Here is a 22,942-nt window from a genome sequence, read left to right as displayed (position 1 = left end):
GCTTGTGCGGTGTGGTCGTTTGCCGCACTTTCGCCTCTGGAGGCCGCGGCTTGGTTATACTCCGTGCGATCCGCCTGGAGCGCTCATCAGGAGAGCTCATGCTCGCCCCCGTACAATTGACTTCCGCCACTCGCCAGAACCTCTGGCGGCTGACTTTCATCCGCACGCTGGTGCTCGCCGCGCAGGCCGGTTCCGTAGGCCTGGCCTATTGGCTGGAGCTGTTGCCATTGCCGTGGGTGCAACTGGCGATGACCCTCGGCTGCTCGATATTGCTGTGCGCGTTCACCGCGGTGCGCTTGCGTACTTCATGGCCGGTGACCGAGCTGGAATACGCCCTGCAACTGGCCTGTGATCTGGTGATCCACAGTGCGCTGCTGTATTTCTCCGGCGGTTCCACGAACCCGTTCGTTTCCTATTATCTGGTGCCGCTGACCATCGCCGCGGTGACGCTGCCATGGCGCTATTCGGTGATCCTGTCCGGCATCGCGCTGGCCTTGTACACCGTGATGCTGACGCGGTTCTACCCGCTGGAAACCCTGCCGGTCGCCCGCGAAAACCTGCAGATCTACGGTATGTGGCTCAGCTTCGCCCTCGCGGCGGCGGTGATCACTTTCTTCGCTGCGCGCATGGCTGAAGAGTTGCGTCGTCAGGAAGAGCTGCGGGCGATTCGCCGCGAAGAGGGCCTGCGCGATCAGCAATTGCTCGCCGTCGCCACGCAAGCTGCCGGTGCCGCCCATGAACTGGGCACGCCGCTGGCGACCATGAGCGTGTTGCTCAAGGAGATGCAGCAGGATCATCCCGACCCGCTGCTGCAGGACGACCTGAAAGTGCTGCAGGATCAGGTCAAGTTGTGCAAGGAGACCTTGCAGCAACTGGTGCGCGCCGCCGAGGCGAATCGTCGTTTGGCGGTGGAGATGCAGGACGTCACCGTCTGGCTCGACGAAGCGCTGAACCGCTGGCACCTGATGCGTCCGGAAGCCAGTTACCGCTTCCACTGTCTCGGTCAGGGCACGGTGCCGCGCATGGCGCCGCCGCCGGATCTGACCCAGGCCCTGTTGAATCTGCTCAACAACGCCGCCGATGCCTGCCCGGAAAACCTCAAAGTGACGCTGGACTGGGACACGGAAAACCTGACCATCAGCATTCGCGATCACGGCGCCGGTGTGCCGCTGGCCATCGCCGAGCAGATCGGCAAACCATTTTTTACCACGAAGGGCAAAGGTTTCGGCCTGGGCCTGTTTTTGAGCAAGGCCAGCGTGACACGCGCCGGCGGCTCAGTGAAACTCTATAGTCATGAGGAAGGCGGCACGCTCACCGAGCTGCGCCTGCCCCATGGCGCCCGAGGAGACCAACATGAGTGACGAAATCCAAGTCGAAGGCGAAGAACTGCCGCATTTGCTGCTGGTCGACGATGACGCGACCTTCACCCGAGTGATGGCCCGTGCCATGGCCCGCCGCGGTTTTCGCGTCAGCACCGCCGGTTCTGCCGAAGAAGGCATTACCATCGCGCAGGCCGATATTCCGGACTACGCCGCGCTCGACCTGAAAATGGACGGCGATTCCGGTCTGGTGCTGCTGCCCAAACTGCTGGAACTGGACCCGGAAATGCGCGTGGTGATCCTTACCGGTTATTCGAGCATTGCCACCGCTGTCGAGGCGATCAAGCGCGGCGCCTGCAACTACCTGTGCAAACCGGCCGATGCCGACGATGTTCTGGCCGCGCTGCTCTCCGAGCACGCCGACCTCGACAGCCTGGTGCCGGAAAACCCGATGTCGGTCGACCGCCTGCAGTGGGAACACATCCAGCGCGTGCTCACCGAGCACGAAGGCAACATCTCCGCCACGGCCCGCGCCTTGGGCATGCACCGCCGCACCCTCCAGCGCAAACTGCAGAAGCGCCCGGTTCGTCGCTGAACCAGCGCTGAACGACCATCGCCAGCCCTCGCGATAAAGCGCGCCGATCATCTATGATCGGCGCGTGTCTGTTCTTATCTATATTGAGCCTTATCCATGAATCAGAACGCTGAATACTCCGCGGTCAACGATGCCGTGCGCGGGCAGTTTTTTCGCAAAGTGTGGGCGATCATCACGCCTTATTGGCGCAGTGAAGAGAAGTTCCAGGCCTGGACGCTGCTGATTGCGGTGATAGTGCTCTCGCTACTCAGCGTGGGCATCTCGGTGTGGTTCAACACCTGGTACAAGGACTTTTACAACGCGCTGCAAAAGAAGGACGAGGCGGCGTTCTGGCAGCTGATTCTGTATTTCTGTGCGATAGCGGCGGTGGCGATTGTCGGAGCGGTGTACCGGCTTTACCTGACCCAGATGCTGACGATTCGCTGGCGGGCCTGGCTCACTGAAAAGCATTTCTCGCGTTGGCTCGCCGACAAGAACTACTACCAGCTGGAGCAGGGCGGTTATACCGATAACCCGGACCAGCGAATTTCCGAAGACCTCAATAACTTCACCTCCAACACCCTGGAACTGGGTATCGGGCTGCTGCGCAATATCGTCAGCCTGGTGTCGTTCTCGATCATTCTGTGGGGCGTGTCGGGCAGCATCGAAGTCTTTGGCATCACCATTCCCGGCTATATGTTCTGGTGCGTGCTGGTTTACGCCGTGGTCGGCAGCTGGCTGACGCATTTGATCGGCCGTCGTTTGATCGGCCTGAACAACCAACAACAACGCTTCGAAGCCGACCTGCGCTTTTCCATGGTGCGAATTCGCGAGAACGCCGAAAGCATTGCGTTGTACAACGGCGAACCGAACGAAAATCGTCGGTTGAGCGCTCGCTTCGGGAATGTCTGGCACAACTTCTGGGACATCATGAAAGTGTCCAAGCGCCTGACGTTCTTCACCGCCGGTTACAGCCAGGCGGCGATTATCTTCCCGTTCATCGTGGCCTCGCCGCGTTATCTCGCCGGCAAGATCGAACTCGGTGAGCTGATGCAGATCAGCTCGGCATTCGGCAACGTTCAGGAGAGTTTCAGCTGGTTCATCAGTGCGTACCAGAGCCTCGCTTCCTGGCGCGCCACGTGTGATCGTCTGCTGAGTTTCCGTCAAGCCATGACCGACAATGAACAACGTGTGCCGGCCATTGATGTGCAGAATCAGGGCAGTGAATTGAAAGTCCACAACCTGGGGCTCGATCTGGCCGACGGTCGTCACTTGCTGACCAACGCCGACATGACCGTTGAACCGGGTGATCGCGTGATGCTCAGCGGCCGCTCCGGCAGCGGCAAGTCGACGTTGCTGCGGGCGATGGGGCATTTGTGGCCAGCAGGGCACGGCAGCATTCGGCTGCCGGCGGCGCGTTATCTGTTCCTGCCACAAAAACCGTACCTGCCGATCGGCACCCTGCGCGAGGCCTTGAGTTATCCACAGTCCGGCGATACCTATTCAGCAGAACGCTACGCGCAGGTGCTGGAAACCTGCCGCTTGCCGCATCTGGTCGCCCGTCTTGATGAAGCCAATCACTGGCAGCGGATGCTCTCGCCCGGTGAACAACAACGCCTGGCCTTCGCCCGCGCGATGCTGTATGCGCCGAACTGGCTGTACATTGATGAAGCGACTTCGGCGATGGACGAGGAAGACGAAGCCACGCTGTACCAGGCGCTGATCGATCAGTTACCGGGTTTGAGCATTGTCAGCGTCGGTCACCGCAGCAGCCTCAAGCGGTTCCACCCACGGCATGTGCGTATCGACAGCGGCCATTTGGTTGAACAAACCGTAACCGCGTGATCGCCACACAATCCCTGTGGGAGCTGGCTTGCCAGCTCCCACAGGGGACCACTATGAAGGAAAGTGATCGTACAACCCGCTTGAGCTATGATGCCCACTAGCCGAACTTTCGAGACAACATGCAACCATGGAAAACCTGATCGACACCCCGCGCCTCCCACGCAAGCGCCGCAGCCTGGCTCAGGAATTGGTGACGGTGCTCAGCGAGCAAATCCGTGATGGCCTGCTCAAGCGTGGCGATAAATTGCCTACCGAGTCGGCGATCATGGAAGCCCATGGCGTCAGCCGCACCGTGGTGCGCGAGGCGATTTCACGGTTGCAGGCCGCAGGCCAGGTAGAAACCCGCCATGGTATCGGCACCTTCGTCCTCGACACGCCGAGCCCGAGTGGTTTCCGTATCGATCCGGCCACTGTCGTCACCTTGCGTGACGTGTTGGCCATTCTCGAATTACGCATCAGCCTCGAGGTGGAATCCGCCGGCCTTGCTGCGCAACGTCGCAGCCCCGAGCAACTGGCGACCATGCGCGCTGCGCTCGATGCGCTGAACGACAGCGTTTCCCACGCCAGTGACGCCGTCGCCTCGGACTTCGCGTTCCATCTGGAAATCGCCCTGTCCACAGGCAACCGTTATTTCACCGACATCATGACCCACCTGGGCACGAGCATCATTCCGCGCACGCGGCTGAATTCCGCGCGTCTGGCCCATGATGATCAGCAGCATTACATGAGTCGCTTGAGTCGTGAGCACGAAGAAATCTACGAAGCCATTGCCCGTCAGGATTCCGATGCAGCGCGTGCGGCCATGCGTCTGCACCTGACCAACAGCCGCGAAAGACTGCGCCAGGCCCATGAAGAAGCGCAGGCGCAGGGGTGATTGACGGCTATTTTACGAGCCGGATCTTCGTAACCGGGGAATCCCCTAGATCCTGTGTTCCTCTCTTCACGGAGTACTGAAGGGTGGCGCCGGCTTCTGATTGCATATTTTTTGTAAAGGTGCCTGCGGGAATTTCGTATTCCAATACCGTCGGTACGGTGCGCACCTGTTGTGTGCCACTCCACGTGTTACCGGTAGTCGTCCATACCTTAAGAGTGATCTCGTCTCCCAGACTGGCGTTTGAATCAATCACCACTTGCCCGTGGGCATGTTCTTTGAGCTGGTCGACGTAAAGTACGCCTTCTACGGCCTCTTGGAGAAAAGGAGGTCGTAGCGCTTTTTCTTGTGCAGTCATGATCAAATCCTTTTATCTGTTTCAAACCTTTGAATGAGCGCCTTGAATGCATGCGCCTTGAAGCCGGTTCGTTCGCTCCCTGGCAATTAGGGCAGGGATCAAACGTGGCTCGCACCTGTAAGAAATACCAGTTCCGACGAACGGCATTCGCGTTGGGAGGGGCTCCGGACTCTCAAACGCGCCCTGAATCAGGGCTCGATTTGTAACGTCAGCGACTCAGAGAAAGGCTCGATGCTGGACTCGTCCTGAAACTTGTAGCGCAGTGCAATTTCCCTATGCAGGTACGGTATTAGCGCTTCTTTGGGAATGTGCAGTTCGATACCCGTCAGCTTTTCCATCTCGTCCTCGGCGTCTTCCCAGGTGCCAGTGTTGACTTCTTCGCTCGCCCATTCGGGCTCCTCGGGGTCATCCCCTAGAATCGCGTAGACACTCCAGTTCGCCGCAAAATCGCTGGAATCGGGCACTTGCACGATCAACTCGTCGCTTAATGCCGACAGGTTCACGGTGGCCGTTTCAGGCGAATGAGGCAGAAATTGCGGAAGTTCGGGTGGAGCAAAATCCATCGGGGGCGCTCTCCATGCGAGGGGTGCCGTGATCCATTCACGGCGGGGTTGCACGGTACGAGAATCCCGTCTGTCTCGTTTTAAACCGTCTATTTCCATTTATTGCAAAGCTCCGGCGCGCCTTCGAAAACAATCTTGTCCGACAAAAAAGCCCTCACAACGATGAAATGCAGTTGACGGTTATTTTTTAAGTTGTACGATGACCTACAACCTCGGCGAATAGCTGAACGATCCAATCACAAAAAACGTTGCTACCAGGGTGTTCGAATAATGAATCCACAAGAACTGAAGTCCATCCTCTCTACCGGCCTGCTGTCTTTCCCGGTGACCGATTTCAACGCGCAGGGCGATTTCAACCGCGCGGGCTATATCAAGCGTCTGGAATGGCTGGCCCCGTATGGCGCTTCGGCCTTGTTCGCCGCCGGTGGCACCGGTGAGTTCTTCTCTCTGGCCGCCAGCGAATACTCGGAAATCATCAAGACTGCCGTCGACACCTGCGAAACCAGCGTGCCGATTCTGGCGGGCGTGGGCGGTTCGACTCGCCAAGCCATCGAATACGCACAGGAAGCCGAGCGTCTGGGCGCCAAAGGTCTGTTGCTGCTGCCGCATTACCTGACCGAAGCCAGCCAGGACGGTGTCGCCGCTCACGTTGAAGCCGTGTGCAAATCGGTGAAGATCGGCGTGGTGGTCTACAACCGTAATGTCTGCCGCCTGACCGCGCCGCTGCTGGAACGTCTGGCCGAGCGCTGCCCGAACCTGATCGGTTACAAGGACGGCCTGGGTGATATCGAGTTGATGGTGTCGATTCGTCGCCGCCTCGGTGATCGCTTCAGCTACCTGGGTGGCTTGCCGACCGCCGAAGTCTACGCCGCCGCCTACAAGGCGCTGGGCGTGCCGGTTTACTCCTCGGCGGTGTTCAACTTCATTCCGAAAACCGCGATGGATTTCTACCACGCCATTGCCCGCGAAGATCACGCCACTGTCGGCAAGATCATCGACGACTTCTTCCTGCCATACCTCGATATCCGTAACCGCAAGGCCGGTTATGCCGTGAGCATCGTCAAGGCAGGCGCAAAAATCGCCGGCTATGACGCGGGCCCGGTGCGGGCGCCGCTGACCGATCTGACTGGCGAAGAGTACGAAATGCTCGCCGCGCTGATCGACAAGCAAGGCGCGCAATAACACCCGATAAAACCGAGGCCGCCGAGCAATCAGCGGCCTTTTGCGTGAGGAGCGATTTCAGTGACTGATTCAAAACGCTACGACAACTACATCAACGGTGAATGGGTCGCCGGTTCCGATTACTCGGCCAACATCAACCCGTCCGAGTTGAGTGACACCATCGGCGACTACGCCAAAGCAGATCTGGCTCAGGTCAACGCCGCCATCGACGCTGCGCGCGCAGCGTTCCCGGCCTGGTCGACTTCGGGTATTCAGGCTCGTCACGATTCGCTGGATAAGGTCGGTTCGGAAATTCTCGCTCGTCGCGAAGAGCTCGGTACGTTGCTGGCCCGGGAAGAGGGCAAGACCCTGCCCGAAGCCATCGGCGAAGTGACCCGCGCCGGCAACATCTTCAAGTTCTTCGCGGGGGAATGCCTGCGTTTGTCCGGCGATTACGTGCCGTCGGTGCGCCCGGGTGTCAACGTCGAAGTCACCCGCGAAGCACTGGGCGTGGTCGGTCTGATCACCCCGTGGAATTTCCCGATTGCCATTCCATCGTGGAAGATCGCTCCGGCCCTGGCCTACGGCAACTGCGTGGTTTTGAAACCTGCGGATCTGGTACCGGGCTGCGCTTGGGCGCTGGCCGAAATCATCTCCCGCGCAGGCTTCCCGGCCGGCGTGTTCAACCTGGTGATGGGCAGCGGCCGTGTAGTTGGCGAAGCATTGGTCAACAGCCCGAAAGTCGATGGCATCAGCTTCACCGGTTCTGTCGGTGTTGGCCGGCAGATCGCGGTCAACTGTGTGTCGCGTCAGGCCAAGGTCCAGCTGGAAATGGGCGGCAAGAACCCGCAGATCATTCTCGACGACGCCGACCTCAAGCAAGCGGTCGAGTTGTCGGTGCAAAGTGCGTTCTACTCCACCGGCCAACGTTGCACGGCGTCGAGCCGCTTGATCGTCACCGCCGGGATTCACGACAAATTCGTCGAAGCCATGGCCGAACGCATGAAGTCGATCAAGGTCGGCCACGCGCTGAAATCCGGCACCGATATCGGTCCGGTGGTTTCGCAAGCACAGCTTGAACAGGACATGAAGTACATCGACATCGGCCAGTCCGAAGGTGCGCGTCTGGTCAGCGGCGGTGGTCTGGTGACCTGTGACACCGAGGGCTACTTCCTCGCGCCAACGCTGTTTGCCGACAGCGAAGCATCGATGCGCATCAGCCGCGAAGAGATATTCGGCCCGGTGGCCAACATCGTCCGCGTGGCCGATTACGACGCTGCGCTGGCCATGGCCAACGACACCGAGTTCGGCCTGTCGGCCGGTATCGCTACCACGTCGCTGAAGTACGCCAACCACTTCAAACGTCATTCCCAGGCCGGGATGGTGATGGTCAACCTGCCGACTGCCGGCGTGGATTACCACGTTCCGTTCGGTGGCCGTAAGGGTTCATCCTATGGCTCACGTGAGCAAGGCCGCTATGCGCAGGAGTTCTACACGGTCGTGAAGACCAGCTACATCGGTTCCTGATCCAGCAATACCTGTGGGAGCTGGCTTGCCAGCGATAGCATCATCGCGGAGTGACTGATACACCACGTCGCCTGCATCGCTGGCAAGCCAGCTCCCACAAAAGCCAGACCAAAGAAGATTCACCCGCGCATAAAAATAATCAGTGGGAGTACATCTACATGCAACCGACTCAAAAGCCGACTCACGTCCGCTATTTGATCCTGCTCATGCTGTTTCTGGTGACCACGATCAACTACGCCGACCGCGCGACCATTGCGATCGCCGGTTCCAGCCTGCAAAAAGACCTCGGTATCGACGCGGTCACCCTCGGCTATATCTTCTCTGCATTCGGTTGGGCCTACGTGGCCGGGCAAATTCCCGGCGGCTGGCTGCTCGATCGTTTCGGCTCGAAAAAAGTCTATGCCCTGAGCATTTTCACCTGGTCGCTGTTCACCGTGCTGCAAGGCTTTGTCGGTGAGTTCGGCATGTCCACGGCGATTGTTGCGCTGTTCATGCTGCGCTTTCTGGTGGGTCTGGCCGAGGCGCCATCCTTCCCCGGCAACGCACGCATCGTCGCGGCCTGGTTCCCGACCGCTGAACGCGGCACCGCTTCGGCGATCTTCAACTCGGCACAATATTTCGCCACTGTGTTGTTCGCACCGCTGATGGGCTGGATCGTCTACAGCTTCGGCTGGGAACACGTGTTCATCGTCATGGGTATCCTGGGGATCGTCTTCTCGCTGATCTGGCTGAAGGTTATCCACAGCCCGCGCGAACACCCGAGCATCAACGATGCCGAGTTCAAGCACATCGCAGATAACGGCGGCATGGTCGACATGGACCAGCGCGGCAAAAAATCCGACGGCCCGAAGTGGGACTACATCCGCCAGTTGCTGACCAACCGCATGATGCTCGGCGTGTATCTGGGCCAGTACTGCATCAACGGCATCACGTACTTCTTCCTGACCTGGTTCCCGGTTTACCTGGTGCAGGAACGCGGCATGACCATCCTCAAGGCGGGTTTCATCGCCTCGTTGCCGGCGATCTGCGGCTTTATCGGTGGTGTACTCGGCGGGGTGATTTCCGATTACCTGCTGCGCAAGGGGCACTCGCTGACCTTCGCCCGCAAGGCACCGATCATCGCCGGCCTGCTGGTTTCCAGCAGCATCGTCGCCTGCAACTATGTTGATGTTGAATGGATGGTCGTGGGCTTCATGGCGCTGGCATTCTTCGGCAAAGGTGTTGGCGCATTGGGCTGGGCAGTGGTTTCCGACACGTCGCCAAAACAGATCGCCGGTCTGAGCGGTGGCTTGTTCAACACTTTCGGCAACATCGCTTCGATCACCACGCCGATCGTGATTGGCTACATCATCAGCTCCACCGGTTCGTTCAAATGGGCGCTGGTGTTCGTGGGTGCCAACGCACTGGTAGCGGTGTTCAGCTATCTGGTGATCGTCGGCCCGATCAAACGTGTGGTGCTCAAAGAGCCACCAACCACTGGCGGTGCTGAAGCCAGCGGCAAATTGTCTCAAGCGCATTCCTGAGGAGCGGTGTCATGCAGTTGATTGAACATTCCGACTCGCCGCGCTACATCCGCCTGCACGAGCGGGACAACGTAGTGATTGTGGTCAACGACCAGGGCGTACCGGCCGGCACCGAGTTCCCGGACGGTCTGGTGACCGTGGATTTTGTGCCGCAGAGCCACAAGGTCACCCTCGAGGATATTCCCGAGGGCGGCCAGGTGATTCGCTACGGTCAGACCATCGGCTACGCGTTGCAGCCGATTCCCCGTGGCAGTTGGGTCAAGGAAGATCAACTGCGCATGCCGACCGCGCCACCGCTGGACAGCTTGCCGTTGTCCACCGAGGTGCCAGAGGCGCAGGCGCCGCTGGAGGGTTTCACCTTCGAGGGTTATCGCAACGCCGACGGCACTGTCGGCACGCGCAACATTCTCGGGATCACCACCACCGTGCAGTGCGTCACCGGCGTGCTCGATCACGCGGTAAAACGCATCAAGGATGAGCTGCTGCCGAAGTATCCGCACGTCGATGACGTGGTGGCGCTGACCCACAGTTACGGCTGTGGTGTGGCGATCACTGCCACCGACGCCTACATCCCGATCCGTACCGTGCGCAATCTGGCGCGCAACCCGAATCTGGGCGGCGAGGCGCTGGTGATCAGTCTGGGCTGCGAGAAATTGCAGGCCGGGCAGGTGATGCACGAGGACGACGCTTCGGTCGATCTCAGCGATCCATGGCTGTATCGCTTGCAGGATTCCAGTCACGGTTTTACCGAGATGATCGAGCAGATCATGGCGTTGGCTGAGGTGCGTCTGAAGAAACTCGACCAGCGCCGCCGCGAAACCGTGCCGGCTTCTGAACTGATCCTGGGGATGCAGTGCGGCGGCAGTGATGCGTTTTCCGGGATCACCGCTAATCCGGCGCTGGGTTATGCCTCGGACCTGTTGTTGCGGGCGGGGGCAACGGTGATGTTTTCCGAAGTCACCGAAGTGCGCGACGCGATTTATCTGCTGACCTCTCGGGCGCAAACCAAAACCGTCGCCGAGGAACTGGTGCGCGAGATGGATTGGTACGACCGCTATCTGGCCAAGGGTGAAGCGGATCGCAGTGCCAACACCACGCCGGGCAACAAGAAGGGCGGGTTGTCGAACATCGTCGAGAAGTCGCTGGGTTCGATCGTCAAATCCGGCAGTAGCGCGATCAATGGGGTCCTTGGCCCGGGCGAGCGTTTCAAGCAGAAGGGTTTGATTTTCTGTGCGACGCCAGCCAGTGATTTTGTCTGCGGCACGTTGCAACTGGCGGCGGGGATGAACCTGCATGTGTTCACCACCGGGCGCGGCACGCCTTACGGGCTGGCGATGGCGCCGGTGGTGAAGGTGTCCACACGTACTGAGCTGGCGCAGCGCTGGCCTGATTTGATCGATATCGATGCCGGGCGGATTGCGACTGGAAGGGCGACTATCGAAGAGCTGGGTTGGGAGTTGTTCCACTACTATCTGGATGTTGCCAGCGGCAAACAGCAGACGTGGGCGGAGAAGCACAAGCTGCATAACGACATCACGTTGTTCAATCCGGCGCCGATTACCTGAGGCCCTCACCCCGGCCCTCTCCCGGAGGGAGAGGGTTAGGCTGAGGGGCTTTTGCCTTTTGGATTGAGGCCATACCGCCGCAAGTGGCTTATCATTAGGCCCCTAACGACGCTCACCCAAGGCTCCCCGGCATGCTGGCAATCTTTCTCGAAACCCTGAACATCACCGCGCCGGTGTTTGCCATGTTGTTTCTCGGTGTGCTGCTCAAGCGCATCGACTGGATCAACGACAACTTTATCCACACGGCATCGTCGCTGGTGTTCAACGTCACCATGCCGGCGCTGCTGTTCCTCGGCATTCTGCATGCCGACCTGCACGCCGCGTTGCAGCCGGCACTGCTGATCTACTTCTCGATTGCCACGCTGGTGAGTTTCGCCGTCGCGTGGGGCTGGGCGATTTTAAAGTGTCCGCGCGAAGATCGCGGCATTTATACCCAAGGCGCGTTTCGCGGCAATAACGGGGTGATCGGCCTGGCACTCGCCGCGAGCATGTATGGCGATTACGGGATTTCGCTTGGGGCGATTCTCGCGGCGCTGGTGATCCTGTTCTACAACACGCTCTCGACCATTGTGCTGGCGGTCTACAGCCCGGTGATCAAATCCGACCCGTGGAGCATCTGCAAAAGTGTGTTCAGCAATCCGCTGATCATCAGCGTGATTGCGGCGGCGCCGTTTGCCTACTTCAAGATCGGTCTGCCGGGGTGGCTGGAAACCTCCGGCCAGTATCTGGCGCAAACCACCTTGCCGCTGGCGTTGATCTGCATTGGCGGCACGCTGTCGCTGGCGGCGCTGCGCAAGAGCGGCAACATGGCGCTCAGCTCAAGCCTGGTGAAGATGATCGGCTTGCCGGTGCTCGCGACCCTTGGCGCATGGTTATGTGGTTTTCGCGGGGCGGAGCTGGGTATTCTGTTTCTGTACTTCGGCAGCCCGACGGCGGCAGCCAGTTTTGTCATGGCCCGGGCGGCGCAGGGTAATCATGAACTGGCGGCGGCGATTATTGTGCTGACCACGTTAATGGCGGCGATCACCACCAACGTCGGTATCTTCATTTTGCAGTGGGGCGGGTGGATCTGACCGTAAGGTTTTCGGTGAATTTTCGGGCCTCATCGCGGGCAAGCCCGCCCCCACAGGTTTTTGGGTGGCCAATCACATTTCATCGACACCGAAGATCCCTGTGGGAGCGAGCTTGCTCGCGAAAGCGATTTCGCTGACGCCGCGTCACTCAGGCTTCTGGTAACTGTCGATCACTTCCTGCGCCGCCCGAAACGCATCAATCGCCGCCGGCACCCCGGCGTAAACCGCGCAATGCAGCAGCGCTTCGCGAATCTCTTCCACGGTGCAGCCATTGTTCAATGCACCGCGCACATGACCCTTCAGCTCTTGCGGGCACTTCAACGCAGTCAGCGCGGCGAGGGTAATCAGGCTGCGGGTTTTCAGCGGCAGACCTTCGCGATTCCACACGCCACCCCAGGCATGTTCGTTGACGAAATCCTGCAACGGCTGGGTGAATTCGGTGGCATTGCCCAAGGCGCGATCAACGAACACATCGCCCATTACCTGACGGCGGACTTCAACCCCGGACTTCTTCGATTCGGTCATGGCATATCCCTCTTGTGGTGTTGGCGGCGCCAGGCGCGTACGGACGTGAACAGCAGAAACGCCAGCAGCGGCGGCAGAACGTAAAACAGCATCAGCCGCTCCAGTTTGCCGGCCAGTGGCATGCCGGTGGTGAACGACACCACGTGCAGCCCGTACACCAGATACAAACCGAGCAGCAGCAGACCTTCGACGCGGGTCACGCGGTAGCCGGAATAGAACACCGGAAGACACAACGCGGCGACACCGAGCATCACCGGCAGGTCGAAATCCAGCGCATTGGGCGAGACAGACAAAGGCATCGGTGCGATCAGTGCGGTAAGCCCAAGCACCCCAAGCAGATTGAACAGATTGGCGCCGATCACGTTGCCCACGGCGATGTCCCGCTGCCCGCGCAGAGCCGCAATCAGCGACGTCGCGAGTTCTGGCAGCGAGGTGCCGACGGCAACGACGGTCAGGCCGATCACTCGCTCGGAGAATCCAAGGTCAGTGGCCACGACGACGGCGGCGCCGAGCAACAGACGTCCGGCGAACACCAGCATGGCCAGGCCGACAATGATCATCAGGACACTGACAAGCCACGATGCCGGCGCAGTTTCAGGTTGTTCCGAATGCGGTCGTGCCGAATGCCGCGACTGGCGCAGCAGCAAACCCAGATACAGCGCCAGTGCGCTCAGCAGCAGGATGCCGTCGAGGCGCCCGAGCTCTTCATTCCAGGCCAGCAAGAACACCAGCAGACTGGCGCCGATCATCAGTGGAATATCCAGACGCACCAACTGCCGCGACACGCGCAACGGAATGATCAGCGCCGACAGGCCGAGGGTCACGAGAATATTGAAAATACTGCTGCCGATCACACTGCCGACCGCAATGTCCGGGGTATGCGCCTGTGCCGCTTGCAGGCTGACGGCCATTTGCGGCGCACTGCTGCCAAACGCGACCACGGTGAGACCAATGATGAGCGGCCGCACATGCAGGCGAGCAGCCAGGCGCACTGCCGCGCGCACCATCAGTTCGGCGCCGAAGATCAGCAGGCACAGCCCGGCGAACAATTCGATCAGGCTGATCAGCGGCAAATCGGCTAGGGCAAAAATGGTCGGCGCTCCATCAGTCGAGGGCCTGCACGCGAACCCGTGCAGTGCCGCTGCGCAGCATACCGAGTTGTTCGGCGGCTTTGCGGGACACGTCGATCAAGCGTCCACGGGTGTGCGGGCCGCGATCGTTGATACGGACCACGACGGTTTCGTCGTTTTTAAGATTGGTGACTTTCACCCGGGTACCGAAGGGTAGCTGGCGATGGGCGGCAGTCAGGGCATTCTGGTTGAACGCTTCGCCACTGGCGGTGCGTTTACCGTGGTGTTTGGCTCCGTAATAGGAGGCGACGCCGGTCTGGTCGTAACCGTGCGGGTCGATGATGTCAGTGCTGGCGCAACCGGCGAGTAAGGAGAGCAGGGCGCAGCCAATGAGCAGGCGCTTCATTTAAAAGTATCCCGAAACAAATGTGGGAGCGAGCTTGCTCGCGAGGGCATTCTGACCGTCAACCTTGTATTGAGTGCCGGAACGCAATCGCGAGCAAGCTCGCTCCCACAGGGATTTGAGCCAGGATTTTAGGTCTGGCTCCATCTTCATCAGCCTTCGAGCTTGCTTTTCAGCAGTTCGTTCACTTGCTGCGGGTTGGCCTTGCCTTTGGAGGCTTTCATGGCCTGACCGACGAAGAAGCCGAACATCTTGCCGCGTTTGGCTTCGTCTGCCGCGCGGTATTGCTCGACTTGCTCGGCGTTGGCGGCAAGCATTTCGTCCAGCACCGCCGAGATCGCGCCGCTGTCGGTGACTTGCTTCAAGCCGCGTTTTTCGATGATCTCGTCCGCGCTGCCTTCACCGTTGGCCATCGCTTCGAACACAACCTTGGCGATCTTGCCAGAGATGGTGTTGTCTTTGATGCGCTGCAGCATGCCGCCCAATTGCTCGGCCGAAACCGGCGACTCGTCGATGTCCAGGCCTTGCTTGTTGAGCAGGCTGCCCAGCTCGACCATCACCCAGTTCGCCGCCAGTTTGGCGTCGCCGCCGATGGTGGCGACTTTCTCGAAGTAGTCAGCTTGTTCGCGGCTGGTGGCCAAAACGCTGGCGTCATAGACCGACAGACCGAATTGCGCCTGGAAGCGCTCGCGTTTCTGCGGCGGCAGTTCCGGCAGGGTGGCGCGCACCTCGCCGAGGAACGACTCTTCGATGACCACTGGCAGCAGGTCCGGGTCGGGGAAGTAACGGTAGTCGTTGGCTTCCTCTTTGGAGCGCATCGGACGGGTTTCGTCCTTGTTCGGATCGTACAGACGGGTCTGCTGGATCACTTTGCCACCGTCTTCGATCAGCTCGATCTGACGCTGGATCTCGGAGTTGATCGCCTTCTCGATGAAACGGAACGAGTTGACGTTCTTGATCTCGCAGCGTGTGCCGAACTCAACCTGGCCTTTCGGACGGATCGACACGTTGCAGTCGCAACGCAGCGAACCTTCGGCCATGTTGCCGTCGCAAATGCCCAGATAACGGACCAGCGCGTGGATCGCCTTGACGTAAGCCACGGCTTCCTTGGCGCTGCGCATGTCCGGCTCGGAAACGATCTCCAGCAGCGGCGTGCCGGCACGGTTCAGGTCGATGCCGGTGGCACCGTTGAATTCTTCGTGCAGGCTCTTGCCGGCGTCTTCTTCCAGGTGCGCGCGGGTGATGCCGACACGTTTGACCGTGCCGTCTTCCAGGGCGATGTCCAGGTGGCCCTTGCCGACGATCGGCAATTCCATCTGGCTGATCTGGTAGCCCTTCGGCAGATCCGGGTAGAAGTAGTTTTTACGCGCGAACACGTTGTGTTGACCGATCTCGGCGTCAATCGCCAGACCGAACATCACCGCCATGCGCACTGCTTCCTGGTTCAGCACCGGCAACACGCCGGGCATGCCCAGGTCGATCAGGCTCGCCTGAGTGTTCGGCTCGGAGCCGAACGTGGTCGAACTACCGGAAAAGATTTTCGACCGGGTGGTGAGCTGGGTATGAATCTCCAGCCCGATCACGACTTCCCATTGCATGTGTGTCTCCTCAGAAGCCGGTTGGGGTGCGGGTGTGCCAGTCGGTGTTCAACTGGTACTGATGCGCAACGTTGAGCAAACGGCCTTCCTGGAAATACGGAGCGAGCAGCTGCACGCCGACCGGCAGACCGTCGACAAAACCGGCAGGCATCGACAGGCCCGGCAGGCCTGCGAGGTTGGCGGTGATGGTGTAGACGTCTTCCAGATAGGCCGCGACCGGGTCGCTGTTCTTGGCGCCGAGTTTCCAGGCCGGGTTCGGCGTGGTTGGGCCGAGGATGATGTCGACTTCATTAAAGGCAGTCATGAAATCGTTCTTCACCAGGCGGCGAATCTTCTGCGCCTTGAGGTAGTAGGCATCGTAGTAACCGGCGGACAGCGCGTAGGCACCGACCATGATCCGGCGCTGTACTTCAGGCCCGAAGCCTTCGCCACGCGAGCGCTTGTACAGGTCGATGAGGTTTTCCGGGTTCTCGCAGCGATGGCCGAAGCGCACGCCGTCGAAACGCGACAGGTTCGAGGAGGCTTCTGCCGGCGCGATCACGTAGTACGCAGGAATCGCGTGCTGCATGTTCGGCAGGCTGATTTCCTTGATCACGGCACCGAGCTTCTGCAGCTCTTTGATGCTGTTCTGGATCAGCTCGGCAATGCGCGGGTCGAGACCGGCGCTGAAGTATTCCTTCGGCACACCGATGCGCAAGCCTTGCAGCGATTCGTTCAGGCTGGCGGAGTAATCCGGCACAGGCTCATCAATGCTGGTGGAGTCGTTCTGATCGAAGCCGGCCATACCTTGCAACATAATTGCGCAGTCTTCGGCAGTGCGCGCCAACGGCCCGCCCTGATCGAGGCTGGAGGCGTAGGCGATCATGCCCCAACGCGAAACACGACCGTACGTCGGTTTCAGGCCGGTGAGGTTGGTGAACGCGGCTGGCTGACGGATCGAGCCGCCGGTGTCAGTGGCGGTGGCCGCTGGCAACAGACGAGCGGCAACGGCCGCCGCCGAACCACCGGACGAGCCGCCCGGCACGTGTTCCAGATTCCACGGGTTTTTCACCGCGCCGTACCAGCTCGACTCGTTGGCCGAACCCATGGCGAACTCGTCCATGTTGGTCTTGCCCAGCGTCACGGCGCCGGCAGCGGCCAGTTTGGCGACCACGGTGGCGTCGTACGGAGCCTTGAAGTTGTCGAGCATCTTCGAGCCGCAACTGGTGCGAATGCCCTGGGTGCAGAACAGGTCTTTGTGGGCGATCGGCGCACCCAGCAGGGCGCCGCTCTCACCGTTGGCTCGGCGTGCATCAGCGGCTTTCGCCTGCTCGAGAGCCAGCTCTTCGGTGAGGCTGATGAAACTGTTGAGCTGCGGATCGAGCTGGGAAATACGCGCCAGCAGGACTTTGGTCAGCTCTTCGGAGGAAAACTTTTTAGCGGCGAGACCACGAGCGATCTCGGCCAGAGTCATTTGATGCATTGCAGGCTCATTCCCTTTAGTCGATGACTTTCGGAACCAGATACAGGCCGTTTTCGACCGCTGGTGCGATGGACTGGTAGGCCTCGCGGTGATTGGTTTCGGTCACGACATCGGCGCGCAGGCGCTGACTGGCTTCCAGCGGGTGGGCCAATGGCTCGATACCGTCGGTATTAACAGCCTGCATTTCGTCGACCAGACCGAGAATGCTGTTGAGGGCCGAGGTGATGTGCGGAAGATCGGCATCATTAAGGCCAAGGCAGGCCAAATGCGCGATTTTTTCCACGTCGGAGCGTTCTAGTGCCATCGGGATTCTCCAGTGGAAAACAGAACGGACGGCGTCCGTGTGTTAGATTGTCGGAACACTACCGCACTTCTACGGTCATAAGGCCGCGATTGTGGGGCTTGGTGCACAGAAAAGCGGCCAATTTAACATATTGGCGCCTTGCCCAAAATCCCTGTCGTTGTTAGAGTTTGCCGCACTTTTTTACCCACGCGTTGCCTAGGGTCCCTTTCCCATGTTCAAGAAACTGCGTGGCATGTTTTCCAGCGATCTTTCCATTGACCTGGGCACTGCCAACACCCTTATTTACGTGCGCGAGCGCGGTATCGTTCTGAATGAGCCATCGGTTGTGGCCATTCGGACACACGGTAATCAGAAAAGTGTCGTGGCTGTCGGCACCGAGGCCAAGCGCATGCTCGGTCGTACGCCGGGCAACATTGCTGCCATTCGTCCGATGAAAGACGGCGTGATCGCCGACTTCAGCGTCTGCGAAAAGATGCTGCAATATTTCATCAACAAGGTTCACGAAAACAGCTTTCTGCAGCCTAGCCCTCGTGTGCTGATCTGCGTTCCATGCAAATCCACCCAGGTTGAGCGTCGTGCCATCCGTGAATCGGCCCTCGGTGCCGGTGCCCGTGAAGTGTTCCTGATCGAAGAGCCGATGGCGGCAGCGATCGGTGCTGGCCTTCCGGTAGAAGAGGCGCGCGGTTCGATGGTCGTCGATATCGGTGGTGGTACCACCGAAATCGCTCTGATCTCCCTGAACGGCGTGGTCTACGCCGAATCCGTGCGCGTGGGTGGCGACCGCTTCGACGAAGCGATCATCACTTATGTGCGCCGTAACTACGGCAGCCTGATCGGTGAATCCACCGCAGAGCGCATCAAGCAGGAAATCGGTACGGCCTACCCGGGCGGCGAAGTTCGCGAAGTCGACGTTCGCGGTCGTAACCTGGCCGAAGGCGTTCCACGCGCATTCACCCTGAACTCCAACGAAGTGCTGGAAGCTCTGCAAGAGTCCCTGGCCACCATCGTTCAGGCAGTGAAGAGTGCTCTGGAGCAATCGCCGCCGGAACTGGCTTCTGACATCGCCGAGCGTGGTCTGGTACTGACCGGTGGTGGCGCGCTGCTGCGTGACCTCGACAAGCTGCTGGCCCAGGAAACCGGCCTGCCAGTGATCGTTGCCGAAGATCCGCTGACCTGTGTTGCTCGCGGCGGTGGCCGTGCATTGGAAATGATGGATAAGCACACCATGGATCTGCTCTCGAGCGAATAAGTCGCAGAGGCAATACGTGGGTGAGCGCACAGGCAGCACTTTGCAGTGCTGCCTGTTGGCGTTTATCTTCTGTCAGTCTTCATCCAGGCCGGTTTGATGCCGTATGAATAAACAGAACATTTGCCTGGGAGGAGCGGCTTATTAAACCGCTTTTCGCCAAGGGCCCTTCGTTGGGTATCCGCCTGTTGGTGCTGGCCGTGTTGTCGGTTGCGCTGATGGTGGTCGATGCCCGCTTCAATCTGCTCAAACCCGCACGCAGCCAGGCGTCGCTGGTGTTGATGGATGCCTACTGGATCACCGACCTGCCCGGACGGCTATGGGACGGTATCGCCAGTCAGTTCGGCAGTCGCACCGAGCTTGTCGCCGAAAACGAAAAACTCAAGACCGAAAACCTGCTGTATCAGGGCCGCATGCAAAAGCTTGCCGCACTGACCGAGCAGAACGTTCGGCTGCGCGAGTTGCTCAATTCTTCTGCGCTGGTCAACGAAAAGGTCGAAGTGGCCGAGTTGATCGGCATGGACCCCAACCCGTTCACCCATCGCATCATCATCAATAAAGGTGAGCGCGACGGCGTGGTGCTCGGTCAGCCGGTGCTCGATGCGCGCGGTTTGATGGGGCAGGTGGTCGAGTTGATGCCTTACACCTCCCGTGTACTGTTGCTGACCGACACCACTCACAGCATTCCTGTGCAGGTGAACCGTAACGGTCTGCGGGCGATTGCCAGCGGCACCGGCAACCCTGAACGCCTGGAACTGCGGCATGTCGCCGACACGGCGGATATCAAGGAAGGCGATTTGCTGGTCAGCTCCGGCCTGGGCCAGCGCTTCCCGGCCGGTTACCCGGTGGCGACGGTCAAGGAAGTGATCCATGACTCGGGCCAACCGTTCGCGATCGTGCGTGCCGTGCCGACCGCTGCTTTAAACCGCAGCCGCTACCTGCTGCTGGTGTTCAGCGACTCGCGCACCGCCGAGGAGCGCGCCAACGACGCCGCGCAAGCTCAAGAAGCGCTGGATGCCCATGGCGGCGGTCCGATGCCCGCCTCAGTGGTTTCCCGACCGTTGGTCATGCCGGCGCCTGCTGCTCCGGCTACCGAGCCAGCGCCGGCGGCTACGACGCCTGCCGCGACCCCGGTCAAACCTGCCGCGAGCAAGCCGCCTGCGGCCGCACCGGCGGCGACCAAACCCCCGGCGTCTTCTCCTGCTGCCAGTAAACCACCTGCCAAACCGCCGGCAACGACGCCAGCCACCCCTGGGGGACGAGAATAATGGTCGGTGTCAAAGCCTCCCGAAATGGCTGGATCATCTGGCTGACTTTCGTTGTCGGCATATTGCTCAGCGTTTCGCCGTTACCGATCTTCATGGAAATCCTGCGACCGCTGTGGCTGGCCTTGCTGCTGACGTTCTGGGCGCTTTACATGCCGCACGCGGTCGGTATGGTCACGGCGTTCTGCCTGGGCCTGGCCGAAGACGTGTTGCAAGGCGATCTGTTTGGGCAGAACGCGCTCGTTCTTACACTGATTACTTTCCTGGTGCTGTCATTGCAGCAGCGCCTGCGCATGTTCCCGATGTGGCAACAGTGCCTGGTGATTCTGGTGATTTTCGGGCTCGCGCAACTGGTGCAGTTGTGGCTCAGTGCCTTGACCGGTAACCGTCAGCCGACCCTGGCGCTGGTGCTGCCGGCACTGACCAGTGCCTTGCTCTGGCCCTGGATCAGCTTCGCTTTGCGTGGATTACGCCGCCGCTACAAAATCAATTGAGCCGGTGAAGCAGGGCACTGAACAGGGGATGTTTTGATGAAGCCGCTTTACCTCGCCTCCGGATCGCCGCGTCGACGTGAGTTACTCACGCAGATCGGCGTCCCTTTTTCCGCCATCAGTGCGGACATCGATGAAACGCCATTCCCTCATGAATCACCTGCGGCCTACGTCGAACGCCTCGCGCGCGGCAAGGCCGAGGCGGGACGGCGCACGCTTGTATCGGCTGCACCGTTTTGCGTTCTGGGCGCCGACACTGCGGTGGCGCTCGATGGCAAAATTCTTGGCAAACCGGTGGACGAAGCCGACGCATGCGCCATGCTGATGATGTTGTCCGGCAAAGAACATGAAGTGCTGACCGCCATCGCTGTGCTCGAAGGCGAGCGCTGCGAGTCGCGGGTGGTGCGCAGTCTGGTAAGGTTCCGGCCGATCAGCCGCGAGGAGGCCGCTGCCTACTGGGCCAGCGGTGAACCTCGGGACAAGGCCGGTGGTTATGGCATTCAAGGGCTCGGCGCGGTGTTTGTCGCGGGGCTCAATGGCAGCTATTCAGCGGTGGTCGGGCTGCCTGTTTGCGAAACCGCAGAACTGTTGGGCCATTTCGGCATACCCTGTTGGCAAAACCTGAACGCGCAATAAGCGTCGTACGAACAAGATGCGGCCATTATCGTGAACACGCCTGAACGAGATCCTGCCATGAGTGAAGAGATTCTGATCAACATAACGCCGATGGAATCGCGCGTGGCGGTGGTCGAAAACGGTGTGCTGCAAGAAGTCCACGTCGAGCGCACGCAAAAGCGCGGAATTGTCGGCAACATCTATAAAGGCAAGATTGTCCGGGTACTGCCGGGTATGCAGGCAGCCTTCGTCGACATCGGCCTCGATCGTGCAGCGTTCATTCATGCCGCCGAAATCTCTCTGCGCGAAGGCCCGGCGGTGGAAAGCATCAGTTCGCTGGTGCACGAGGGCCAGAGCCTGGTGGTACAAGTCACCAAGGATCCGATCGGTTCCAAAGGCGCGCGACTGACTACGCAGTTGTCGATTCCATCGCGCTATCTGGTGTACATGCCGCGCACCGCCCACGTTGGCATTTCCCTGAAAATCGAAGACGAAGCCGAGCGCGACCGCCTCAAGCAGGTGGTCACCGATTGTGTCGCCAAAGAAGGCATCAAGGAGGCCGGCGGCTTCATTTTGCGTACCGCCGCCGAAGGTGCCGGGGCCGATGAGATCCTCATGGACATCCGCTACCTGCGGCGCCTGTGGGATCAGATCAACGAACAGATCAAAACCATCGCCGCGCCGAGCGTGATCTACGAAGACCTTGGCCTGGCCTTGCGCACGCTGCGTGATCTGGTCAATCCGAAAATCGAGAAGATCCGCATCGATTCCCGGGAAACCTTCCAGAAAACCACGCAGTTTGTCGCCGAACTGATGCCGGAAATCGCCGATCGACTGGAACACTATCCGGGCGAACGACCGATTTTCGATCTGTACGGTGTCGAAGACGAAATTCAGCGAGCGCTGGAGCGCAAAGTCCCGCTGAAATCCGGTGGCTATCTGGTGGTCGATCCGGCTGAAGCCATGACCACCATCGACGTCAATACCGGCGCTTTCGTTGGCCATCGCAATCTCGAAGAAACCATCTTCAAGACCAATCTTGAAGCCGCGACCGCGATAGCCCGGCAGATGCGCCTGCGCAATCTGGGCGGGATCATCATCATCGACTTCATCGACATGGAAGATGAAGAACACCGGCGCCAGGTTCTGCGAACCTTGGAAAAACAGCTGGAGCGCGATCACGCCAAGACCAACATCATTGGTATTACCGAGTTGGGCCTGGTGCAGATGACCCGCAAGCGCACCCGCGAAAGCCTTGAGCAAGTGCTGTGCGAACCGTGCAGTTGCTGCCAGGGTCGCGGCAAATTGAAGACTGCGGAAACCATCTGTTACGAGATCTTCCGCGAGATCCTTCGTGAGGCCCGGGCCTACCAGGCCGAGGGTTATCGGGTGCTGGCGAACCAGAAAGTGGTGGACCGGCTGCTTGACGAAGAATCCGGTAATGTCGCCGAGCTTGAAGGGTTCATCGGCCGCACCATACGCTTCCAGGTGGAAACCATGTATTCCCAGGAACAATATGACGTGGTGCTGCTCTGAACCCCTGCATCACCCTTTTTTCACAGCGGCTGGCCTCAGCTTTTCGCA

General features: G+C 59.8%; 22 protein-coding genes. 14 read left to right on the top strand and 8 right to left on the bottom strand.

Annotation, left to right across the window (positions count from 1 at the left end; all coding sequences use genetic code 11):
• Window positions 1-98: 98 nt before the first annotated feature.
• From AB4P91_RS01085 to AB4P91_RS01070, 4 genes are all read left to right on the top strand, one after another.
• A complete protein-coding gene (locus tag AB4P91_RS01085; protein WP_042557634.1) occupies window positions 99-1,361 on the top strand; it encodes an ATP-binding protein in 1,263 nt (420 codons plus the stop codon).
• Complete coding sequence (locus AB4P91_RS01080) at window positions 1,354-1,914, top strand: response regulator transcription factor (protein ID WP_042557635.1); 561 nt, start codon at window positions 1,354-1,356, stop codon at window positions 1,912-1,914. The genes AB4P91_RS01085 and AB4P91_RS01080 overlap by 8 nt, the downstream gene beginning before the upstream one ends.
• Before the next feature lie 96 nt (window positions 1,915-2,010).
• Window positions 2,011-3,738, top strand: a complete 1,728-nt coding sequence (locus AB4P91_RS01075) for an ABC transporter ATP-binding protein/permease (protein ID WP_395604133.1) — start codon at window positions 2,011-2,013, stop codon at window positions 3,736-3,738.
• A gap of 127 nt (window positions 3,739-3,865) precedes the next feature.
• Window positions 3,866-4,612, top strand: coding sequence for a FadR/GntR family transcriptional regulator (locus AB4P91_RS01070; protein WP_150595063.1), 747 nt, complete (start codon window positions 3,866-3,868; stop codon window positions 4,610-4,612).
• A 7-nt stretch (window positions 4,613-4,619) separates the two neighbouring features.
• On the opposite strand, the gene AB4P91_RS01065 is transcribed toward AB4P91_RS01070, so the two are convergent.
• Together AB4P91_RS01065 and AB4P91_RS01060 are read right to left on the bottom strand one after the other, a co-directional pair.
• On the bottom strand, window positions 4,620-4,967 hold the full coding sequence (locus AB4P91_RS01065) for a hypothetical protein (protein ID WP_150596511.1): 348 nt from the start codon (window positions 4,965-4,967) through the stop codon (window positions 4,620-4,622).
• Between the two features lie 188 nt (window positions 4,968-5,155).
• Window positions 5,156-5,530, bottom strand: coding sequence for a hypothetical protein (locus AB4P91_RS01060; RefSeq protein ID WP_150595061.1), 375 nt, complete (start codon window positions 5,528-5,530; stop codon window positions 5,156-5,158).
• A 270-nt stretch (window positions 5,531-5,800) separates the two neighbouring features.
• Between AB4P91_RS01060 and kdgD the strand changes: the two genes are divergently transcribed.
• The 5 genes from kdgD to AB4P91_RS01035 all read left to right on the top strand — a co-directional run bounded on the left by kdgD (window position 5,801) and on the right by AB4P91_RS01035 (window position 12,379).
• Window positions 5,801-6,712 carry a 5-dehydro-4-deoxyglucarate dehydratase gene (gene kdgD / locus AB4P91_RS01055; protein ID WP_150595060.1) on the top strand — a complete coding sequence of 304 codons (912 nt, stop codon included), beginning with the start codon at window positions 5,801-5,803 and terminating at the stop codon, window positions 6,710-6,712.
• A gap of 60 nt (window positions 6,713-6,772) precedes the next feature.
• Window positions 6,773-8,218 (top strand): aldehyde dehydrogenase family protein, encoded by a 1,446-nt coding sequence (locus AB4P91_RS01050; RefSeq protein WP_150595059.1) that lies wholly within the window; start codon window positions 6,773-6,775, stop codon window positions 8,216-8,218.
• Window positions 8,219-8,289: 71 nt separating this feature from the next.
• On the top strand, window positions 8,290-9,741 hold the full coding sequence (locus AB4P91_RS01045; RefSeq protein WP_115147492.1) for an MFS transporter: 1,452 nt from the start codon (window positions 8,290-8,292) through the stop codon (window positions 9,739-9,741).
• A gap of 11 nt (window positions 9,742-9,752) precedes the next feature.
• Window positions 9,753-11,306: a galactarate dehydratase gene (gene garD / locus AB4P91_RS01040; RefSeq protein ID WP_150596513.1), complete on the top strand. Its 1,554-nt coding sequence runs from the start codon at window positions 9,753-9,755 to the stop codon at window positions 11,304-11,306.
• Window positions 11,307-11,437: 131 nt separating this feature from the next.
• Window positions 11,438-12,379: an AEC family transporter gene (locus AB4P91_RS01035; protein WP_395604132.1), complete on the top strand. Its 942-nt coding sequence runs from the start codon at window positions 11,438-11,440 to the stop codon at window positions 12,377-12,379.
• 144 nt (window positions 12,380-12,523) lie between these two features.
• Here the strand turns inward: AB4P91_RS01035 and AB4P91_RS01030 are convergent, their stop codons facing one another.
• The 6 genes from AB4P91_RS01030 to gatC form a co-directional block, all read right to left on the bottom strand.
• Window positions 12,524-12,904 carry a carboxymuconolactone decarboxylase family protein gene (locus AB4P91_RS01030; protein WP_150595055.1) on the bottom strand — a complete coding sequence of 127 codons (381 nt, stop codon included), beginning with the start codon at window positions 12,902-12,904 and terminating at the stop codon, window positions 12,524-12,526.
• Window positions 12,901-13,962, bottom strand: a complete 1,062-nt coding sequence (locus AB4P91_RS01025) for a calcium/sodium antiporter (RefSeq protein WP_150595160.1) — start codon at window positions 13,960-13,962, stop codon at window positions 12,901-12,903. Before AB4P91_RS01025 ends, AB4P91_RS01030 begins: the two co-directional genes overlap by 4 nt.
• A 46-nt stretch (window positions 13,963-14,008) precedes the next feature.
• Window positions 14,009-14,380 (bottom strand): septal ring lytic transglycosylase RlpA family protein, encoded by a 372-nt coding sequence (locus AB4P91_RS01020; RefSeq protein WP_150595054.1) that lies wholly within the window; start codon window positions 14,378-14,380, stop codon window positions 14,009-14,011.
• Window positions 14,381-14,529: 149 nt separating this feature from the next.
• Window positions 14,530-15,975 (bottom strand): Asp-tRNA(Asn)/Glu-tRNA(Gln) amidotransferase subunit GatB, encoded by a 1,446-nt coding sequence (gene gatB / locus AB4P91_RS01015; protein WP_150595053.1) that lies wholly within the window; start codon window positions 15,973-15,975, stop codon window positions 14,530-14,532.
• A 10-nt stretch (window positions 15,976-15,985) separates the two neighbouring features.
• Window positions 15,986-17,437: an Asp-tRNA(Asn)/Glu-tRNA(Gln) amidotransferase subunit GatA gene (gene gatA / locus AB4P91_RS01010; protein WP_395604131.1), complete on the bottom strand. Its 1,452-nt coding sequence runs from the start codon at window positions 17,435-17,437 to the stop codon at window positions 15,986-15,988.
• Between the two features lie 16 nt (window positions 17,438-17,453).
• Complete coding sequence (gene gatC, locus AB4P91_RS01005; RefSeq protein WP_007901429.1) at window positions 17,454-17,741, bottom strand: Asp-tRNA(Asn)/Glu-tRNA(Gln) amidotransferase subunit GatC; 288 nt, start codon at window positions 17,739-17,741, stop codon at window positions 17,454-17,456.
• A gap of 211 nt (window positions 17,742-17,952) precedes the next feature.
• Here gatC and mreB point away from each other — a divergent pair, with 211 nt between their 5' ends.
• The 5 genes from mreB to rng all read left to right on the top strand — a co-directional run bounded on the left by mreB (window position 17,953) and on the right by rng (window position 22,894).
• The gene (gene mreB / locus AB4P91_RS01000) at window positions 17,953-18,990 is read left to right on the top strand and encodes a rod shape-determining protein MreB (protein WP_002555108.1); all 1,038 of its coding nucleotides are present in this window, start codon (window positions 17,953-17,955) and stop codon (window positions 18,988-18,990) included.
• Window positions 18,991-19,166: 176 nt separating this feature from the next.
• Window positions 19,167-20,255: a rod shape-determining protein MreC gene (gene mreC, locus AB4P91_RS00995; RefSeq protein WP_395605009.1), complete on the top strand. Its 1,089-nt coding sequence runs from the start codon at window positions 19,167-19,169 to the stop codon at window positions 20,253-20,255.
• The gene (mreD, locus tag AB4P91_RS00990) at window positions 20,255-20,746 is read left to right on the top strand and encodes a rod shape-determining protein MreD (RefSeq protein WP_042557650.1); all 492 of its coding nucleotides are present in this window, start codon (window positions 20,255-20,257) and stop codon (window positions 20,744-20,746) included. The genes mreC and mreD overlap by 1 nt, the downstream gene beginning before the upstream one ends.
• Before the next feature lie 36 nt (window positions 20,747-20,782).
• Complete coding sequence (locus AB4P91_RS00985; protein WP_395604130.1) at window positions 20,783-21,379, top strand: Maf family protein; 597 nt, start codon at window positions 20,783-20,785, stop codon at window positions 21,377-21,379.
• A 57-nt stretch (window positions 21,380-21,436) separates the two neighbouring features.
• On the top strand, window positions 21,437-22,894 hold the full coding sequence (gene rng, locus AB4P91_RS00980; protein ID WP_042557652.1) for a ribonuclease G: 1,458 nt from the start codon (window positions 21,437-21,439) through the stop codon (window positions 22,892-22,894).
• The last annotated feature ends 48 nt before the right edge of the window (window positions 22,895-22,942 follow it).

Source organism: Pseudomonas sp. B21128 (assembly GCF_044218865.1).
Taxonomy (GTDB): domain Bacteria; phylum Pseudomonadota; class Gammaproteobacteria; order Pseudomonadales; family Pseudomonadaceae; genus Aquipseudomonas; species Aquipseudomonas iridis.
The sequence above is the reverse complement of the archived record's forward strand: the minus strand, read 5'-3'. Positions and strand labels throughout refer to the sequence as shown.

Bases quoted from the DNA above. Each gene is read 5' to 3' on its own strand.
- AB4P91_RS01075 (WP_395604133.1), top strand. From the start codon at position 2,011: ATGAATCAGAACGCTGAATACTCCGCGGTCAACGATGCCGTGCGCGGG.
- AB4P91_RS01060 (WP_150595061.1), bottom strand. From the start codon at position 5,530: ATGGATTTTGCTCCACCCGAACTTCCGCAATTTCTGCCTCATTCGCCT.
- kdgD (WP_150595060.1), top strand. From the start codon at position 5,801: ATGAATCCACAAGAACTGAAGTCCATCCTCTCTACCGGCCTGCTGTCT.
- mreD (WP_042557650.1), top strand. From the start codon at position 20,255: ATGGTCGGTGTCAAAGCCTCCCGAAATGGCTGGATCATCTGGCTGACT.
- rng (WP_042557652.1), top strand. From the start codon at position 21,437: ATGAGTGAAGAGATTCTGATCAACATAACGCCGATGGAATCGCGCGTG.
- AB4P91_RS01020 (WP_150595054.1), bottom strand. From the start codon at position 14,380: ATGAAGCGCCTGCTCATTGGCTGCGCCCTGCTCTCCTTACTCGCCGGT.
- AB4P91_RS01070 (WP_150595063.1), top strand. From the start codon at position 3,866: ATGGAAAACCTGATCGACACCCCGCGCCTCCCACGCAAGCGCCGCAGC.
- AB4P91_RS00985 (WP_395604130.1), top strand. From the start codon at position 20,783: ATGAAGCCGCTTTACCTCGCCTCCGGATCGCCGCGTCGACGTGAGTTA.
- gatA (WP_395604131.1), bottom strand. From the start codon at position 17,437: ATGCATCAAATGACTCTGGCCGAGATCGCTCGTGGTCTCGCCGCTAAA.
- mreB (WP_002555108.1), top strand. From the start codon at position 17,953: ATGTTCAAGAAACTGCGTGGCATGTTTTCCAGCGATCTTTCCATTGAC.
- garD (WP_150596513.1), top strand. From the start codon at position 9,753: ATGCAGTTGATTGAACATTCCGACTCGCCGCGCTACATCCGCCTGCAC.
- gatB (WP_150595053.1), bottom strand. From the start codon at position 15,975: ATGCAATGGGAAGTCGTGATCGGGCTGGAGATTCATACCCAGCTCACC.
- AB4P91_RS01080 (WP_042557635.1), top strand. From the start codon at position 1,354: ATGAGTGACGAAATCCAAGTCGAAGGCGAAGAACTGCCGCATTTGCTG.
- AB4P91_RS01085 (WP_042557634.1), top strand. From the start codon at position 99: ATGCTCGCCCCCGTACAATTGACTTCCGCCACTCGCCAGAACCTCTGG.
- AB4P91_RS01035 (WP_395604132.1), top strand. From the start codon at position 11,438: ATGCTGGCAATCTTTCTCGAAACCCTGAACATCACCGCGCCGGTGTTT.
- AB4P91_RS01030 (WP_150595055.1), bottom strand. From the start codon at position 12,904: ATGACCGAATCGAAGAAGTCCGGGGTTGAAGTCCGCCGTCAGGTAATG.
- gatC (WP_007901429.1), bottom strand. From the start codon at position 17,741: ATGGCACTAGAACGCTCCGACGTGGAAAAAATCGCGCATTTGGCCTGC.
- AB4P91_RS01065 (WP_150596511.1), bottom strand. From the start codon at position 4,967: ATGACTGCACAAGAAAAAGCGCTACGACCTCCTTTTCTCCAAGAGGCC.